Origin of the sequence: Bradyrhizobium sp. 63_E2_N1_3 (assembly GCF_052076005.1) — a bacterium.
GTDB classification, from domain to species: Bacteria; Pseudomonadota; Alphaproteobacteria; order Rhizobiales; family Xanthobacteraceae; genus Bradyrhizobium; species Bradyrhizobium barranii.
The window spans coordinates 1,318,209-1,335,143 of record NZ_CP197235.1 but is presented as its reverse complement, the minus strand read 5'-3'; the positions used below and the strand labels follow the sequence as shown (position 1 = coordinate 1,335,143).

Below are 16,935 nucleotides of genomic sequence, written 5' to 3'. Positions count from 1 at the left end.
ACCCAACCCAATCTTAACGAATGGTTGCTAATCCCCAAGGGCTACCGCATCAGGCCTGCCGCAGCATGCGGGACGCCTGATACGGACGCCCTGGGGATCTCGAATTGGCCGTGATGGATGCAGAACCCGCAACGACCGGACCTGCCGGCCTCATCGCGCGGCTGCGCGCGAAGCTGATGGGCGGGTCGAACGAAGCGTCGCTGACGCGGCGGTTGGCCGGCACCATCTTCATCATCCGGGTGATCAGCGCGGGCCTCGCCTATTTCTCGCAAGTTCTGCTCGCGCGCTGGATGGGGACGTCCGACTACGGCATCTATGTCTATGTCTGGACCTGGGTGTTGCTGCTCGGCAGCATGATGGACTTCGGCATCTCGGCCTCCGCGCAAAAGATCATTCCCGAATATCGCACCAGCGGCGAGCATGCGCTGCTGCGCGGCTTTCTCTCCAGCAGCCGCTGGCTGACCTTTGCCGCGTCCACGCTGGTGTCGCTGGGGCTCGCCGGAATCGTCAAGCTGCTCTCGCCCTGGATCGATCCGGCCGAGGTGCTGCCGCTCTATATCGGCTGCATGACGCTGCCCGCCTTCGTCGTCGCCAACACCCAGGACGGCATCGCGCGCTCGCATGACTGGATGCAGCTCGGTCTGATGCCGCAATTCATCATCCGCCAGGCGCTGATCATCGGCATCACGGCCGCTGCCTTCCTGCTCGGCTATCATCTCGGCGCGGTCGCCGCGATGGTCGCGAGCGCCGGCGCGGTGTGGATCGCGATGACCGGGCAGATGGTGGTGCTGAACCGCAAGCTCGCCGATCACATCGAGCCGGGCCCCAAGACCTACGACATCGGCGGCTGGCTCGCCGTCTCGCTGCCGATCCTGCTGGTCGAGAGCTTCTACCTGCTGCTGTCCTATACCGACGTGCTGGTGCTTCAGCAGTTCCGCCCATCGGACGAGGTCGGTGTCTATTTCGCGGTGGTGAAGACGCTCGCCCTGGTCTCGTTCATCCACTACGCGATGTCGGCGACCACAGCGCACCGCTTCGCCGAATACAACGCGCTCGGCGACAAGGCGCGCCTGTCGGCCTATGTCGCGCATGCCATCAACTGGACGTTCTGGCCGTCGCTGGCAGCGACCATCGTGCTGCTTGCGCTCGGCAAGCCGCTGCTCTGGCTGTTCGGCCCGCAATTCACGGTCGGCTACGACATCATGTTCGTCGCCGCGATCGGCCTCGTGGTGCGCGCCGCGATTGGACCGGTCGAGCGCCTGCTCAACATGCTCGGCCAGCAGAAGATCTGTGCGCTGGCCTATGCGCTGGCGTTCGTGATGAACCTCGTGCTCTGCATCGCGCTGGTGCCACGCTTCGGCGGTCACGGCGCCGCGGCCGCGACCTCGATCTCGCTGACATTCGAGACGGTGCTGCTGTTCTGGATCGTGCGCCAGCGGCTCGGCCTGCACGTGCTGGCGTTTGGCAAATAGGCGCTGCCACCCGGGTTGCCGGCCTGGAGAATGGCTGTTTCGCGCCTTGCGCGGCGGCGACTGAAACCCCCTCCCCGCCCACCGTCTGTCGCAAGATTTTTCTTATTCAACCGAAGCGATTGCGTTTCAGGGAAATTTTATTCTACGTCATATTGCTCAACCGACGAGATAAACCTAAGATTCCCCAGACATGATTGATCCGCTCTATGTCGCCTCCGGATTTGGCGTCGGCCTGCTTGTCGGGATGACCGGCGTGGGTGGCGGCTCGCTGATGACGCCGCTGCTGATCCTGCTGTTCGGCATCCACCCCTCCACCGCCGTCGGCACCGACCTGCTCTATGCCGCCGCCACCAAGACCGGCGGCAGCGTGGTGCATGGCTGGTCGCGGAGCGTGCACTGGCCCGCCGTGCTGCGGCTCGCCTGCGGCAGCATCCCGGCGAGCGCGCTGACGCTGCTCGTGCTGTGGAAGCTCGACCTCAGGAGCGATTCCGAGCGCAGCCTGGTCAATCTGGTGCTGTGCTTTGCATTGCTGCTGACCGCGACATCGCTGATCTTCCGCAAGGCCCTCATGGAGCGCTATCGCGGCCGGCTGGAACGTGTCGACGATCGTACCACGGCGATCGCGACCGTCGTCACCGGCATCGTGCTCGGCGTGCTGGTGTCGATCTCGTCGGTCGGTGCCGGCGCGGTCGGCGTCACCGTGCTGCTGCTGCTCTATCCGCGCCTGCCGATGGCGACCATCGTCGGCTCGGACATCGCGCATGCGGTGCCGCTGACGCTGGTTGCCGGGGCCGGACATTGGGCGCTCGGCGATGTGGATTGGGCCCTGATGGGCGTGCTGCTGCTGGGCTCGCTGCCCGGCATCATCGTCGGCAGTCTCAGTGCGACGCGCGTCCCCGAGACGGTGCTGCGCCTGACGCTTGCCTGCGTGCTGTTCGTGGTCGCCAGCAAGATCATGTTCGCGGAGCTGAACCTGTCGTCCGCGATCGTGACGGCGCTGGCCTGGACGCATTAGGCCAACCACCCGCCCTAGCTGTCATCGCCCGGCTTGACCGGGCGACGACCAAGGGCGGGATCGTAGGGTGGGCAAAGCGAAGCGTGCCCACCGTTTCTCCTCAATCGCGGGAGGATGGTGGGCACGGCGCTGACGCGCCTTTGCCCACCCTACGGCTGGAGCCTTACTCCGCCGTCCAGCCGCCGTCGATCGACAGGTTGGTGCCGGTGATCTGCGCGGCATCGTCGCCGCACAGGAACAGCGCGAGGGCTGCGACCTGCTCGGAGGTGACGAACTCCTTGGTCGGCTGCGCGTCGAGCAGCACGTCGTTGATGACCTGCTCGCGCGTGAGGTTGCGCGCCTTCATCGTGTCGGGGATCTGCTTCTCCACCAGCGGCGTCCAGACATAGCCGGGGCTGATGCAGTTGCAGGTGATCTTGTGGGTCGCGACCTCGAGCGCCACGGTCTTGGTCAGGCCGGCGATGCCGTGCTTGGCCGACACATAGGCGGACTTGAAGGGCGAGGCGACCAGCGAGTGCGCCGACGCCGTGTTGATGATACGGCCCCAGCCCTTCTTCTTCATGCCGGGCACCGCCGCGCGGATGGCATGGAAAGCCGAGGACAGGTTGATCGCGATGATCTGGTCCCATTTCTCAACCGGGAATTCCTCGATCGGCGAGACGAACTGGATGCCGGCATTGTTGACGAGGATGTCGACCGAGCCGAACGACTTCTCGCCGAGCGCGATCATCCCGGCGATCTCGGCGGGCTTGGTCATGTCGGCCGGCGAATACACCGCCTTCACGCCGAAGTCGGACTCGATCTTGGCGCGTTCCTTCTCGATGTCCTCCGGCGAGCCGAAGCCGTTGATGACGACATTGGCGCCGGCGGCGGCGAAGGCGCGCGCATAGGCGAGCCCGATGCCGCTGGTCGAACCGGTCACGACGGCGTTCTTGCCTGACAGACTACCCATGTTATTCGCTCCTTTTTGGCGGGGGCGCGGTGACGTCCCCCGTGAGATCGTAGGTCACCATGGTCTCGCCGGACTGCGGCCGCTCGAGCCAGTCCTTGTGGCGCATCGACAGATGCACGTCGCGCACGCCGGCTTCCCAGTGCTCGACCATGGCGACATGCGAGAAGTCGTAATCCTTCGACGAGGATTCGTAGTTCTTGCTGCGATAGATCAGATGCACCACGGTGACGGTGCTTTCGCGCGATACCTTCGCGAGGAATTCCACGGAAGGATCATTCTTCAGATAATCGGGCAATTTGGAAATCAGATCGCGCACGGCCCGGCGGGCGTTGTGGATCTGCTTGTTCTTGTCGGTGTTCATCCGCGTGCGGCTGGAGAAGCGGATGTCCTTCTCGCGCTCGGTCGCCTCGAGCAGCGAATTCGGCAGATCGCCGCGGGCGCTGAACAGATCGACCTGGAAGATCAGCATGTCGCGAGCGACCTCGGCATCGAGCACGTAGTCGAGCGGCGTGTTGGAGGCGATGCCGCCGTCCCAATAGTGCTCGCCTTCGATCACGACGGACGGAAATCCCGGCGGCAGCGCGCCGGAGGCCATGATGTGCTCGGGGCCGATGGTCTTGCCGAGCTTCTTGAACTCGTAATTGTCGAAATATTTGAAGTTGCCCGAGGTGACGCCGACGGCGCCGACCGACAGGCGCGTCTTCAGATCGTTGATGCGATCAAAATCGACCAGGCGCTCCAGCGTCTTCTTCAGCGGCGCGGTGTCGTAATAACTCTCGGCCTGCTTGGTGCCGGGCGGCCAGAGCGGCGCGGGCGGAATGCGCGGCGTGAAGAAACCGGGCACGCCGAAGGTCGCGATCAATGCGGCACTGGTCGAATTGAACAGCTCGCGGCTGTGATCGCTCTTGCCGATCGGCTTCCACGGCACCGGCGCCGACACCATCTCCCAGAATTCCTTGAGCCGCTTGACGCGGGTCTGTCCCTCGTTGCCGGCGATGATGGCGGCGTTGACCGCGCCGATCGAGATGCCGGCGACCCATTCCGGCTCGAAGTCGAAATGGCACAGCGACTGGTAGGCGCCGGCCTGATAGGAGCCGAGCGCCCCACCGCCCTGGAGGACCAGGACGCGCTGCGCCTTCGCGGGGACTGTTGCGACTTCCGGGCTATGATCTGTCATCTGGGAACAATAGCAAAAGGCGAGCCACCGTGGCGACAGTCCGCCGCGGCGTCAATGCATCCCGGGATCAAGTCTGGCTTATCGGGGGTCGGTCGAGGCCAGGATCATGGTCCAGAACACCTTGTATTTGGTGCCGGGAGCATAGCCCGCCGCGATGCCCAGTTTTGTGACACCGCTCTTGAGCATGTTGGCCCGGTGCGGAGGCGAGTCGCGCCAGCCGGAAAACGCTTCCGCCAGCGTATGATAGCCCGCCGAAACGTTCTCGACCGCCACCGTCGCCGGATAGCCGCCCGCGCTGAGGCGCTTGGCCAGCGGGGCGCGGACATCATGGTCCATCTTGTTGGCCGCCGCCATGGCCTGGGACTGGGATTCGGCGAGCCGCATCAGATCGGGGTCGATCACGACGGTGCCGAGGGCGTTGTTCTGGCGGTATTGCGAGATCATGATCGCTGCCGCCTGCGCATCGAGCTTGGTGCCCGGGACCGACATGTCGGCATACATCGACGGCTGCTGGACCGGTGCTTCGTTGCCGGCGCAGCCGGCGAGAAGCAAAGTGATGAGTATTGCGGCCGCAGCGCGCATGTTCAGGGGCCCCCAAATGAGGGGCCGTTGTTGCATACCAACCGTGGCTGAAAGGTGAATATTGAGGAAGATTTGAGCTTTCGGCCGAGGCGCCTACTAGCCCGCAAATATCCGGTAGCGGCGCGGTTCGAGGCCGATCGTGTCGCCGGCGCGCAGTTCCCTGTCGCGGGGGGCGTCGATCTCGATGGTCTCGCCGCCGGATAGCGCCACCTCGGCCCGCTGCACGGGGCCGAAATTCCGGACGTGCTGCACAGCGCCCTCGAAGGCACCGCTTCCGGGCGGGCCGACCAGCATATCATGTCGCCGCACGAACAGTTTTGACGCGCCAGACACCAAGCCGTCTGCTGCAAGATTGAGTGGGCGGTCGCCGAGCCTGATGACGCCGCCTTCGACCTGGACCGGCAGCTCGATGGATTCGCCGATGAAGCCGTGGACGAAGGCGGTCGCCGGGCTTTCATAGACGTCGTCGGGCGAGCCGATCTGCTCGATCCTACCCTTGTCCATCACCACGACGCGGTTGGCGACTTCGAGCGCCTCCTCCTGGTCGTGGGTGACGAAGATCGAGGTGACGTTGATCTCCTGGTGCAGCGAGCGCAGCCATCGGCGCAGCTCCTTGCGCACCTTGGCATCGAGCGCGCCGAAGGGCTCGTCGAGCAGGAGGATGCGCGGCTCGATCGCGAGCGCGCGGGCGAGTGCGATGCGCTGGCGCTGGCCGCCGGAGAGCTGGCTCGGATAGCGGTCGGCGAGCCAGTCGAGCTGCACGAGATCGAGCAGCTCCTTGACGCGCGCACGAATGGTGGACTCGTCCTTACGGCTGGCGCGCGGCTGCACGCGCAGGCCGAAGGCGACGTTCTCGAACACCGTCATGTGGCGGAACAGCGCGTAGTGCTGGAACACGAAGCCGACGTTCCGTTCGCGCGCGCCCCGCGCCAGCGCATCCTCGCCATTGAAGGAAACCTCGCCGGAATCGGGCCAGTCGAGGCCGGCGATGATGCGCAGCAGCGTGGTCTTGCCGGAACCGGACGGACCGAGCAGCGCCAGCAGCTCGCCATTGTCGACCTTGAGATCGACGCCGTCGAGGGCTTTGAAGCTGCCGAACTGCTTGACGAGATTCCTGACTTCAATGGTCACTTGCGTCGTGTCCTTCGTCGAGGTGACGTTCGAGAACGGTCTTGGCGATCAACGTGATCAGGGCCAGCATCGCCAGCAGCGAGGCGATCGCAAACGCAGCGACGAACTGGTACTCGTTGTAGAGAATCTCGACCAGCAGCGGCATGGTGTTGGTCTCGCCGCGGATGTGTCCGGATACCACCGACACGGCGCCGAATTCGCCCATCGCGCGCGCGTTGCAGAGCAGGACGCCGTAGAGCACGCCCCATTTGATGTTGGGCAGGGTGACGCGGAAGAAGGTCTGCAGGCCGGAGGCGCCGAGCGAGATCGCGGCCTCCTCCTCCTGCGTGCCCTGCTCCTGCATCAGGGGGATCAGCGCGCGCGCCACGAACGGGAAGGTCACGAAGGTGGTGGCGAGCGCGATGCCGGGCACCGCGAACAGGATCTGGATATCGTGATCCCTAAGCCAGCTGCCGAAATATCCCTGCGCGCCGAACAGCAGCACGAAGACGAGGCCCGAGATCACCGGGCTCACCGAGAACGGCAGGTCGATCAGCGTGATCAGGAAGGTCTTGCCGCTAAACTCGAACTTGGCGATGGCCCATGCCGCGACGAGGCCGAATACGAGATTGAGGCCGACCGAGATCGCCGCGACCAGCAGCGTCAGCTTGATCGCAGCCAGCGCCTCCGGCTCGGCGAGCGCGGACAGATAAGCGAGAACGCCTCTCGAAAAGGCCTGCGCGAACACCAGAACCAGCGGCAGCACGACGAAGACGCTGAGGAAGACCACCGCCAGCGCAATGATGGCGATACGTATTGCGGGCGGCTCGGTGCGGAGGCTGTCCCGGGCGGCGGCCGCGTGGGCACGCGCGCGCGCATCGGTCGAAGGCAGCGAGACGGAATCTGCGATCTGCATCGTCATGATCTGCCCTCAGCGCGCCGGGATCCGGCTCTGCGCCCAGCGCTGGAGCCGGTTGACGGCGAAGATGATGACGAAGGAGACGACGAGCATGACCACCGCGATAGCGGTCGCGTCGGCATAGCGGAATTCGGACAGCCGGATCACGATCAGGAGCGGCGCGATCTCGGAGACATTAGGCAGATTGCCGGCGATGAAGATCACCGAGCCGTATTCGCCGACCGCGCGGGCGAAGGCGAGCGCGAGGCCGGTGAGCAGCGCCGGTCCGAGCGAGGGCAGGATCACGCGGATGATGGTCTGCCAGCGGCTGGCGCCGAGGCTGCCGGCGGCCTCCTCGATCTCGGGGTCGAGGTCCTGGAGCACCGGCTGCACGGTGCGCACCACGAAGGGGATGCCGATGAAGATCATGGCGACGAAGATGCCGATCGGCGTGAATGCCACCTTGATACCGAGCGCTGCGAGCGGCGCACCCAGCCAGCCCGTCTCGGCAAACAGCGCCGTCAGCGCCACGCCGGCGACCGCCGTCGGCAGCGCGAACGGCACGTCGACGATGGCGTCGAACAGCCGGCGCCCGGGGAAGCGGTAACGCACCAGCGCCCAGACGATGATGCTGCCCATGACGAGATTGACGCAGGCCGCCGCAAAGGCGAGGCCGAAGGAGACGCGCAAGGCGTTGAGGGTGCGGCGGCTGGACAGGATGTTCCAGAATTGCTCGGGGCTCAGCTCCAGCGATTTCAGGAACAGCCCGGCCAGCGGAATCAGAATGATGATGGAGAGCCAGGAAAGCGTCAGTCCCATCGTGAGACCGAAGCCCGGCAATGTCCGTCGTCGTGCTGCAACTGCGCTCACCAGGCCCCCTGCTACTCCTAAGACGGCGCCCGATCAGTTCTTGTAGATCTGATCAAAGACGCCGCCGTCGGCAAAATGTTCCTTCTGCGCCTTGGTCCAGCCGCCGAAAACGTCGTCGATCGTGAACAGTTCGACCTTGGCGAAGGAGTTTTCGTACTTCTTGGCGATCTCGGCGTCGCGCGGACGGTAGAAATTGCGCGCGGCGATTTCTTGACCTTCCTTGGTATACCAATACTGGAGGTAGGCATCGGCCGCGTTGCGGGTGCCTTTTTTATCGGCAACCTTGTCGACGATCGCGACCGGCGGCTCGGCGAGGATCGATTGCGGCGGCGCCACGATCTCGAACTTCTGCGCACCAAACTCCTTCAGGGCGAGATAGGCCTCGTTCTCCCAGGCCAGCAGCACGTCGCCGACGCCGCGCTCGACGAAGGTCACGGTGGCGCCGCGCGCACCGGTATCGAGCACCGGCACCTGCTGGTAGAGCTTTCCGATGAAGTCCTTGGCCTTGTCGGCCGAGCCGTATTTCTTTTGGGCAAAGCCCCAGGCGGCGAGATAATTCCAGCGCGCCCCGCCGGAGGTCTTCGGGTTCGGCGTGATCACCGAGACACCGGTCTTGAGCAGATCGTCCCAGTCCTTGATGCCCTTCGGATTGCCCTTGCGCACCAGAAACACGATGGTCGAGGTATAGGGCGATGAATTCTGCGGCAAACGCTTCTGCCAGTCGGTCGCGGTGAGGCCCTTGTTCGCGACGGCGTCGATGTCATAGGCGAGCGCGAGCGTCACCACATCGGCCTGCAATCCGTCGATCACGGCACGCGCCTGCGAGCCGCTGCCGCCATGCGACTGCTTGATCTCGACGCTCTTGCCGGTTTCCTTTTGATAGGCATTCGCGAACGCCTTGTTGAACTCGGCATAGAGCTCACGCGTCGGATCGTACGACACGTTCAAGAGATTGATGTCAGCGGCGAGAGCCGAGCTTGCCAACAATCCAGTCAAGAGCAGCCCTGCCGCGAGCGGAACGATACGGCGCATCATGTCCATCTCCATTTACCTCGACGACGTCATCGTCATCGATGGCACGCGGGCATAACTCGGGGCGAAACGCTCTCAAGTCAACGGAACCGGATTTTCTTGTTCGTAGCCGGACAGCTCGACTGTGCTACGAAGTCTTCATCGTGTGGATGCCGCATTCTGTCTTGGCTCGGCCGCGCCAGCGACCGGCGCGTGCATCCTCGCCCTCGGCCGTTCTGCTGGTGCAAGGCATACACCCAACCGACAGGAAACCGGACTCCACCAACGGATGACGCGGCAATTTGGCGCGGACGAAGATGGCTTCGAGTTCCTCGCGCGAGACATTGGCAAAGGGGTTGAACTTCAACCGCGCGCCATCATCCTCGACCACCGGAATGTCGGTGCGCGCATTGCCCTGAAAGCGCTTGCGGCCATTGAGCCACGCATCGAACGGCTTCAGTGCACGCGCCAGCGGCTCGACCTTGCGGATGCGGCAGCAGGCGTCTGGATCGGAGAACCAGAGGTCGCGGTCGGGATCTTCGCGCGACAGCGTCTCCTCGACAGGCTTGATCGAGCGGACGTCCTTCAAGCCGAGTTCCGCGATCAGCGTGTCGCGATAGGCCAGCGTCTCCTCGAACAGCCAGCCGGTGTCGAGGAAGATCACGGGGATCGCCGGATCGACGTCGGCCATGACCTTCAGCAGCGTCGCCGATTCCGTGCCGAAGGACGACACCAGCGCAAGCTTCTCGCGCCCAACCGCCTTCAACGCCGCGGCAATGACTTCCGCAGGCGAGGCATCGCGCAACGCGCGATCGAGCTCCTCCGCCGAGGGCAGCGCGGACGCGGACACCGAAGCGACCTGGGGCGCGATTGCGTTCACGTGCCGACACCTTCGGAGTGACGCAGCTGCATCCGCCGGTGCAGCGCGGTGATGCGGCCGTCGCCGGTCGGCTGATAGAACACCGAATAGCGCTTCGCGGTCTGCATGAAGGCTTCCGCGTCGGCCTGCTTCTTGACCTCGAAGGAATCGAAGCCGGCACGCAGCATGAACACGAACTGATCGCGCAGCACCTGGCCGGTGGCACGCAAATCGCCGCGATAATTATAGCGCTCGCGCAGCAGGCGCGCCTGGCTGTAGGCGCGGCCATCGCGGAAGCTCGGGAACACCAATGCGACGACGGCGATCTTGCCGAGATAGGGCACGAGCTCGGCGATATCGCGATTGTTCGGCCAGATCACGCCGACCTTGCCGCCGCGCTTGAGCAGCGCGTCCGCATCGCTGAGGAAGCGCTCGGCCGGCACCAGGATGTCGCCGCCCTCGGGCAGCGGCGTGTCGACGGCAAGCTTGACGAAGCTGTCGTCGGCGATTTTTCCGCCGTTAACGAGTGGCATAGACGCGCTCCTTGAAGGGTTCGACGCCGAGGCGCTTCACCGTGTCGACGAACAGCTCCTCCGGCCGCTCGCGCAGCGCCAGATAGGCTTCCACGATGTCCTCGACGACGTCAGCGACCTCGTCAAACTTGACGCCGGGGCCGATCAGATTGCCAAGCGCGGCGCTCTCGTCGGCACGGCCGCCGATGGTGATCTGGTAGACCTCCTCGCCGTTCTTCTCGACACCGAGAATGCCGATATGACCGACATGATGATGGCCGCAGGCATTGATGCAGCCGGAGATGTTGATATGCAGCCGCCCGATCAGATTGGCGAGCTCATGGTTGGCAAAGCGCCGCGTCAGCTCCTGCGCGATCGGGATCGAGCGCGCATTGGCCAACGAGCAATAGTCGAGCCCCGGGCAGGCGATGATGTCGGTGATCAGGTTGACGTTCGGCGTCGCCAGCCCAAGCTTGTCGAGCGCCTTCCACAGCGCCGGCAGGTCGCGCTTGGCAACATGCGGCAGCGCCAAATTCTGCTCATGACCGACGCGGATCTCGCCGAAGGAATATTTGTCGGCGAGATCGGCCAGCGCATCCATCTGCTCGGCCGTGGCATCGCCCGGAGGCGCGCCGATCGGCTTCAGCGAGATCGTGACGATGGAGTAGCCCGGGTTCTTGTGCGCGGCGACCGAGTTCTTGCGCCACGCCTCGAAATCGGGATCGGCCGCTGCCTGGCGCAGCTCGTCCGGCATGTGCGGCAGCTTCTCGTAAGCCGGATAGATGAAGCGCGAGCGGATGTCCTCGATCACCTCGTCGTCGATCTGAAGCGAGGAGTTGCGGATATGCTGCCACTCCTCCTCGACCTCGCGGGAGAACTTCTCGATGCCGAGCTCGTGCACCAGGATCTTGATGCGCGCCTTGTAGATATTGTCGCGGCGGCCGTACTGGTTGTAGACGCGCAGGATCGCCTCGATATAGCTCAGGAGATCGCGGCCGTGGACGAAGTGCTTGATGGTCTTGCCGATGAACGGCGTGCGGCCGAGACCGCCGCCGACCAGCACCTCGAAGCCGGTTTCGCCCTTCTCGTTCTTGATCAGCCGCAGGCCGATGTCGTGGACCTTGATCGCAGCGCGGTCGTGATCCGAAGCGGTGATCGCGATCTTGAACTTGCGCGGCAGGAACGAGAACTCCGGATGCAGCGTAGTGTGCTGGCGGATCAGCTCCGACCAGATGCGGGGATCCTCGATCTCGCCCGGCGCGACGCCGGCCCACTGATCCGAGGTGACGTTGCGCATGTTGTTGCCGGAGGTCTGCATCGCGTGGATGCCGACCTCGGCGAGATCGGCCAGCGCATCCGGCAGGTCCGAAAGCTTGATCCAGTTGAACTGGATGTTCTGGCGCGTGGTGAAATGGCCGTAGCCGCGGTCATATTTGCGCGCGACATGGGCAAGCTGCCGCAACTGGTTCGACGCCAGCGTTCCGTAGGGAATCGCGACGCGGAACATGTAGGCGTGCAGTTGCAGATAGACGCCGTTCTGCAAGCGCAGCATCTTGAATTCGTCCTCGGTCAACTCGCCCGAGAGACGGCGTTGCACCTGGTCGCGGAATTCCGAGACGCGCTCGTTGACCAGCGTGCGATCGATTTCGTCGTAAGCGTACATGATTAAAGTGCCTTACAGCCCGACCTGCGATTAAACCGGCAAGTCGATGGTCACGCCATCGCGGCGGATCTGCTCGCGCAGATTTCCGGGCACGATCTTGCCGTCCTCGCCGATCTGGACCGGAGCGATATAGGGACCAATCGCGCCGACGTCATCGGCCACGGCCTCGGCGAGCAACGCTTTCGCCTCATCGGAGTTTCGCACGATCGCGGCGTCTGCGAGGTCAGCCGACCAGCCCTTGGCAGCGGTGCGGTAGACGACGACGCCATCCCAGGTACGGTTAGCGGTCACGACGGAGGAATCGCTGATTTTAAGTTTCTTTTGCAAGGGAGAGGTCATTCGGCAGCATCCAGGAGGTCAGAGATGATTTGTTTGGGTGTTTCGCGGCGAAGCGAGCCGGCATGCCGGACCACGTCGCCGATGATGAGGATGGCGGGACCGCCATGGGTCCGCCGCACGAGCTCGGGCAGGTCGCGCAGCGTGCCGATCGCGCCTTGTGCATCCGGCCGCGTGACGCGGGAGAATACGCCGACCGGCGTCTCCGGCGAACGGCCGGCCGCGAACAAGCCTTCGCGGATCGCCGGGGCCGCGGTCATGCCCATGTAGACCACGACGGTCATTTTGGTGTCGGTCAGCGTCGACCAGTCCACGTTCTCGGCATCGCGCGCCTTGTGCGCGGTGAGGAAGGTGATGCGGGTCGCCTCATGACGATAGGTGAGTGGCACCTCGAAATCGGAGGCGCCGCCGAGCCCTGCCGTGATGCCGGGAATGATCGAATAGGCGACGCCGGCCGCGCGCAGCGCTTCGACCTCTTCGCCGCCGCGGCCGAACACCAAGGGGTCGCCGCCCTTCAGCCGCACCACGCGCTGGCCGGATTGCGCGGCCTCGATCATGCGCTTGTTGATGGCGTCCTGGCCGATGCCGGGCTTGCCGACGCGCCGGCCGACCGGAACGCGCGTGGTGTCGCGGCGGATGCGGTCGAGAATTTCGCCCGAGACCAGTTCGTCATGAAAGACGATGTCGGCATCCTGGAGCGCGCGCAGCGCCTTGATGGTGAGAAGATCAGGATCGCCGGGCCCGGCGCCGACCAGCGCGACCGAGCCTTCCGGCTTGTCGGCACGCGCGAATGCGGACGGATCGGAGATCGCCCTGATCGCGGCGTCGGCCTCGCCCTTGCGGCCCGCGAGCACAGACGCGCCGATCGGACCGTCGATGACGCGCTCCCAGAAGCGGCGGCGCAGCGGAAACTCGGCGATGCGCTCGTTGATGGATTTGCGGAAGCCGCCGATGAACTCGGCAAGCTCGCCGATGCGGGCCGGCAGCAGCGCCTCGATCTTCTCGCGCACGCGCCGCGCCACCACCGGCGAGGTGCCGCCGGTGCCGACCGCGACTACGACATCGCCGCGATCGACGATCGCCGGGAAGATGAAGCTGGAATGTTCGAGATCGTCCATGACGTTGACGGGCAGGCCGAGCGCCTTGGCGCGGACCGACATGGCAACGCCGACATCGCCCGCGCCGGCGCAAACGATGGCAATGACGCCCGAGAGATCGGCGGTGAGCGGATCGCCAGTCGCGATTTCAATCCGCGCCGCGTCTTCGGAGCTGAGGCTCAGGTCCTGATTGCCGTCGATCGCATGCACGCGGATGCGCGCACCGGCAGCGGCGAGCACGCGCAGCTTAGCGCGCAAAAGCTCACCCGCGCCGATGAGGACCACCGGACCGGCCTTGAGATCGAGGAACACCGGCAAGAACCGCATGCGATACTCGCTTCCCCCACATCCGGGGTTGACTGGAATTATTTTCTATATATGTGTCGTTTCGAGCGCGCAAAGAGAAAATTTTTTCTTCTCTTCTGCACCGCAACTATAGAAAATTCGCCTCCAAACGCAAAGTGGCAGAGATGCATCTTCTCAGGACCGATTCCGGTGCAGATGGACGGGACTTCCGGGCTCCCGTTTCCGAGCAAATTCCCGTCGGGCTGACCGCCCCCAACATGGACCATTTGGACCAGCTTGAGGCGCAGAGCATCTACATTTTCCGCGAGGCCTTCGGCCGCCTGAAGAAGATCGCCCTGCTGTGGTCGCTCGGCAAGGACTCCAACGTCATGATCTGGCTGGCGCGCAAGGCGTTCTTCGGCCGGCTGCCGTTCCCGGCCCTCCACGTCGATACCGGCAAGAAGTTTCCGGAGATGTATCGCTTCCGCGATCACTACGGGAAAGAGTGGGAGCTCGACCTGCGCGTCGAACCCTGCCCGCCGATCGATGCCGTCGACCCAACGCTGCCGCCGGCGGCCCGTTCCGCTGCGCGCAAGACCGAAGGTCTGAAGATGGCGCTCGCCAAATTCGGCTTTGACGGCCTGATCGCCGGCATCCGCCGCGACGAAGAGGCGACGCGCGCCAAGGAGCGCGTGTTCTCGCCGCGCGGGCTCGAAGGCAATTGGGACGTGCGCGATCAGCCGCCGGAGTTCTGGGACCATTTCAACGCCTCGCCGCCGCAAGGCGCGCATTTGCGCATCCATCCGATCCTGCATTGGACCGAGGCCGACATCTGGGCCTACACCAAGCGCGAGAACATTCCGATCATCCCGCTGTATCTCGCCAAGGACGGCAAGCGCTATCGCTCGCTGGGCGATCAGGACATCACCAATCCGGTCGCGTCGACCGCGTCGACCATCGACGAGATCCTGGTCGAGCTCGAGCAGACCAAGGTGCCGGAGCGCGCCGGCCGTGCGCTCGACCACGAGACCGAGGACGCCTTCGAGCGTCTGCGCGTCGCCGGCTATCTCTGATTCAAGGACGCAACGCGGCTATGAACATGATCGTCACCCCCGCTTCGCCCGCCACTCCGAACGGCACCACGCGTCCGCAGGTCCGTATCGTGATCGTCGGCCATGTCGACCACGGCAAGTCGACGCTGGTCGGGCGCCTGCTGCACGAGACCGGCAGCCTGCCCGACGGCAAGCTCGAGATGCTGAAAGCCGTCAGCGCGCGGCGCGGCATGCCGTTCGAATGGTCGTTCCTGCTCGACGCGCTCCAGACCGAGCGCGATCAGGGTATCACCATCGACACCACGCAGATCCGCTTCCGCACCAATTCGCGCGACATCGTGCTGATCGACGCGCCCGGCCATGCCGAATTCCTGCGCAACATGATCACCGGTGCGTCGCAGGCGGACGGCGCGGTGCTGATCATCGACGCGCTCGAAGGCGTGCGTGACCAGACCCGGCGGCACGGCTATCTGCTGCACCTGCTCGGCGTGAAGCAGGTCGCGATCGTCGTCAACAAGATGGACCGCGTCGATTTCAGCGCCGAGCGCTTCAAAGAAATCAGCGACGAGATTTCGGCGCATCTCAACGGCCTCGGCGTGACGCCGACGGCGGTGATCCCGATCTCGGCCCGCGATGGCGACGGCGTCGCGGAGCGCACCGACCGCATCGGCTGGTACAAGGGTCCGACCGTGGTCGAGGCGCTGGACCAGCTCGAGCCGGCGCGTCCGCTGGAAGCCCTCGCCCTGCGCCTGCCGGTGCAGGCGATCTACAAGTTCGACGACCGCCGCATCGTGGCGGGCCGCATCGAATCCGGCAGCCTCATTGCCGGCGACGAGATCGTGATCATGCCGGCCGGCAAGATCGCCAGGATCAAGACGGTCGAAAGCTGGCCGGTAACGCCGGTCGCCGGACGGCAGGGCGCGGGGCGCTCGGTCGGCATCACGCTCGACCGCGAATTGTTCATCGAGCGCGGCGACATCGTCGCGCATGTCGGCTCCGCACCGCGCGAGACGCGCCGTCTGCGCGCGCGCATCTTCTGGCTGCACGACAAGCCGCTCGCCAAGGGCGACCAGCTGCTGGTCCGCTGCGGCCCGAAGGAAAGCCGCGCCACCGTCGTCGCCATCGAGAAGGCGGTCGATCCCGGCGAGCTGTCGAGCGTCGAGAACAAGGCGATCGGCCGCAACCATGTCGGCGAGATCGACATTTCTCTTTCGAGCCCAATTGCCGCCGATCCCTACACCGAGAATCCGCGCACCGGCCGTCTCGTGATCGAAGTCTCGGGGCGCATCGCCGGCGGTGGTCTCGTGCTGTCGGTCGATGCCGGCCAGCGCGCCGTGCCGGTCGACATCGTGCCGGTGGAATCGGCGCTGCGGCCCGACGAACGCTCCGCGCGCTACCGCCACAACGGCGCCGTGGTCTGGCTCACCGGCCTGCCGGCGTCCGGCAAGTCGACGCTGGCGAAGGCGCTGGAACGTCGGCTGTTCACCAATGGCGGCTCGCCGATCCTGCTCGACGGCGACACGCTGCGCGCCGGGCTCAACAACGATCTCGGATTCTCCGCCGCCGACCGCAGCGAGAACATCCGCCGCCTCGCCGAAGTCGCGACCCATCTCGCCCGCAACGGCCACATCGCGATCGTCGCCGCCGTCTCGCCGGCACGCGAGGACCGCGCCACCGCGCGCCGCATCGCCGACACCGCGTTCCGCGAGATCCATGTCGCGACGCCGGCAGAGGTCTGCGAGGATCGCGATCCCAAGGGCCATTACAAGAAGGCCCGCGCCGGCGCGCTGGCGTCGTTCACCGGCATCGGCAACGACTACGAGCGACCCGAGGCTGCCGAGCTCGTGATCGACACGTCGGCCCGCACGGTTGCCGACGCCGCGGACGAGATCGAACGGATGCTGAAGACCACCGGCGTGCTGTTCGACGAGCTCGTGGACCTCGCCGCGAATATTTGAGCGCGCGCTCTCCACGAGAGACGCCGCGCTCTGTCCCCACGCTCTACTGCGTTCCCTCCCCCCTTGCGGGGAAGGGCTAGGGAGAG

General features: G+C 65.0%; 16 protein-coding genes. 4 read left to right on the top strand and 12 right to left on the bottom strand.

All coding sequences use genetic code 11. The annotated features are described in order from the left end of the window. The first annotated feature begins 104 nt into the window (after positions 1 to 104). Both AB7531_RS06155 and AB7531_RS06150 read left to right on the top strand, forming a co-directional pair. Positions 105 to 1,472, top strand: a complete 1,368-nt coding sequence (locus tag AB7531_RS06155) for a flippase (protein ID WP_063981001.1) — start codon at positions 105 to 107, stop codon at positions 1,470 to 1,472. Between the two features lie 190 nt (positions 1,473 to 1,662). Beyond that, positions 1,663 to 2,487, top strand: coding sequence for a sulfite exporter TauE/SafE family protein (locus AB7531_RS06150; RefSeq protein ID WP_283017999.1), 825 nt, complete (start codon positions 1,663 to 1,665; stop codon positions 2,485 to 2,487). 163 nt (positions 2,488 to 2,650) lie between these two features. On the opposite strand, the gene AB7531_RS06145 is transcribed toward AB7531_RS06150, so the two are convergent. The 12 genes from AB7531_RS06145 to cysG form a co-directional block, all read right to left on the bottom strand. Continuing rightward, positions 2,651 to 3,439: a 3-hydroxybutyrate dehydrogenase gene (locus AB7531_RS06145; RefSeq protein ID WP_028157423.1), complete on the bottom strand. Its 789-nt coding sequence runs from the start codon at positions 3,437 to 3,439 to the stop codon at positions 2,651 to 2,653. 1 nt (position 3,440) lies between these two features. After that, positions 3,441 to 4,616, bottom strand: coding sequence for a DUF3734 domain-containing protein (locus tag AB7531_RS06140; RefSeq protein ID WP_063980999.1), 1,176 nt, complete (start codon positions 4,614 to 4,616; stop codon positions 3,441 to 3,443). A 78-nt stretch (positions 4,617 to 4,694) separates the two neighbouring features. Then, entirely contained in the window at positions 4,695 to 5,198 is a 504-nt protein-coding gene (locus tag AB7531_RS06135) for a CAP domain-containing protein (RefSeq protein ID WP_063980998.1), read from the bottom strand. Positions 5,199 to 5,294: 96 nt separating this feature from the next. Further along, complete coding sequence (locus tag AB7531_RS06130) at positions 5,295 to 6,329, bottom strand: sulfate/molybdate ABC transporter ATP-binding protein (RefSeq protein WP_063980997.1); 1,035 nt, start codon at positions 6,327 to 6,329, stop codon at positions 5,295 to 5,297. Next, complete coding sequence (cysW, locus tag AB7531_RS06125) at positions 6,319 to 7,230, bottom strand: sulfate ABC transporter permease subunit CysW (protein WP_063980996.1); 912 nt, start codon at positions 7,228 to 7,230, stop codon at positions 6,319 to 6,321. The genes AB7531_RS06130 and cysW overlap by 11 nt, the downstream gene beginning before the upstream one ends. A 9-nt stretch (positions 7,231 to 7,239) precedes the next feature. Then, complete coding sequence (cysT, locus tag AB7531_RS06120) at positions 7,240 to 8,076, bottom strand: sulfate ABC transporter permease subunit CysT (protein WP_071916676.1); 837 nt, start codon at positions 8,074 to 8,076, stop codon at positions 7,240 to 7,242. Between the two features lie 33 nt (positions 8,077 to 8,109). Then, positions 8,110 to 9,111 (bottom strand): sulfate ABC transporter substrate-binding protein, encoded by a 1,002-nt coding sequence (locus AB7531_RS06115; RefSeq protein WP_028148402.1) that lies wholly within the window; start codon positions 9,109 to 9,111, stop codon positions 8,110 to 8,112. A 124-nt stretch (positions 9,112 to 9,235) separates the two neighbouring features. Then, positions 9,236 to 9,967: a phosphoadenylyl-sulfate reductase gene (locus AB7531_RS06110; RefSeq protein WP_063980995.1), complete on the bottom strand. Its 732-nt coding sequence runs from the start codon at positions 9,965 to 9,967 to the stop codon at positions 9,236 to 9,238. After that, positions 9,964 to 10,479: a DUF934 domain-containing protein gene (locus AB7531_RS06105; RefSeq protein WP_063980994.1), complete on the bottom strand. Its 516-nt coding sequence runs from the start codon at positions 10,477 to 10,479 to the stop codon at positions 9,964 to 9,966. Before AB7531_RS06105 ends, AB7531_RS06110 begins: the two co-directional genes overlap by 4 nt. Then, entirely contained in the window at positions 10,466 to 12,121 is a 1,656-nt protein-coding gene (locus tag AB7531_RS06100; protein ID WP_063980993.1) for a nitrite/sulfite reductase, read from the bottom strand. Before AB7531_RS06100 ends, AB7531_RS06105 begins: the two co-directional genes overlap by 14 nt. 30 nt (positions 12,122 to 12,151) lie before the next feature. After that, a complete protein-coding gene (locus AB7531_RS06095; RefSeq protein ID WP_071916679.1) occupies positions 12,152 to 12,460 on the bottom strand; it encodes a DUF2849 domain-containing protein in 309 nt (102 codons plus the stop codon). After that, positions 12,457 to 13,881 (bottom strand): siroheme synthase CysG, encoded by a 1,425-nt coding sequence (gene cysG / locus AB7531_RS06090; protein ID WP_063980991.1) that lies wholly within the window; start codon positions 13,879 to 13,881, stop codon positions 12,457 to 12,459. The genes AB7531_RS06095 and cysG overlap by 4 nt, the downstream gene beginning before the upstream one ends. A 236-nt stretch (positions 13,882 to 14,117) precedes the next feature. Between cysG and cysD the strand changes: the two genes are divergently transcribed. After that, positions 14,118 to 14,912 carry a sulfate adenylyltransferase subunit CysD gene (cysD, locus tag AB7531_RS06085; protein ID WP_063980990.1) on the top strand — a complete coding sequence of 265 codons (795 nt, stop codon included), beginning with the start codon at positions 14,118 to 14,120 and terminating at the stop codon, positions 14,910 to 14,912. 20 nt (positions 14,913 to 14,932) lie between these two features. Beyond that, complete coding sequence (gene cysC, locus AB7531_RS06080; protein ID WP_063980989.1) at positions 14,933 to 16,849, top strand: adenylyl-sulfate kinase; 1,917 nt, start codon at positions 14,933 to 14,935, stop codon at positions 16,847 to 16,849. The last annotated feature ends 86 nt before the right edge of the window (positions 16,850 to 16,935 follow it).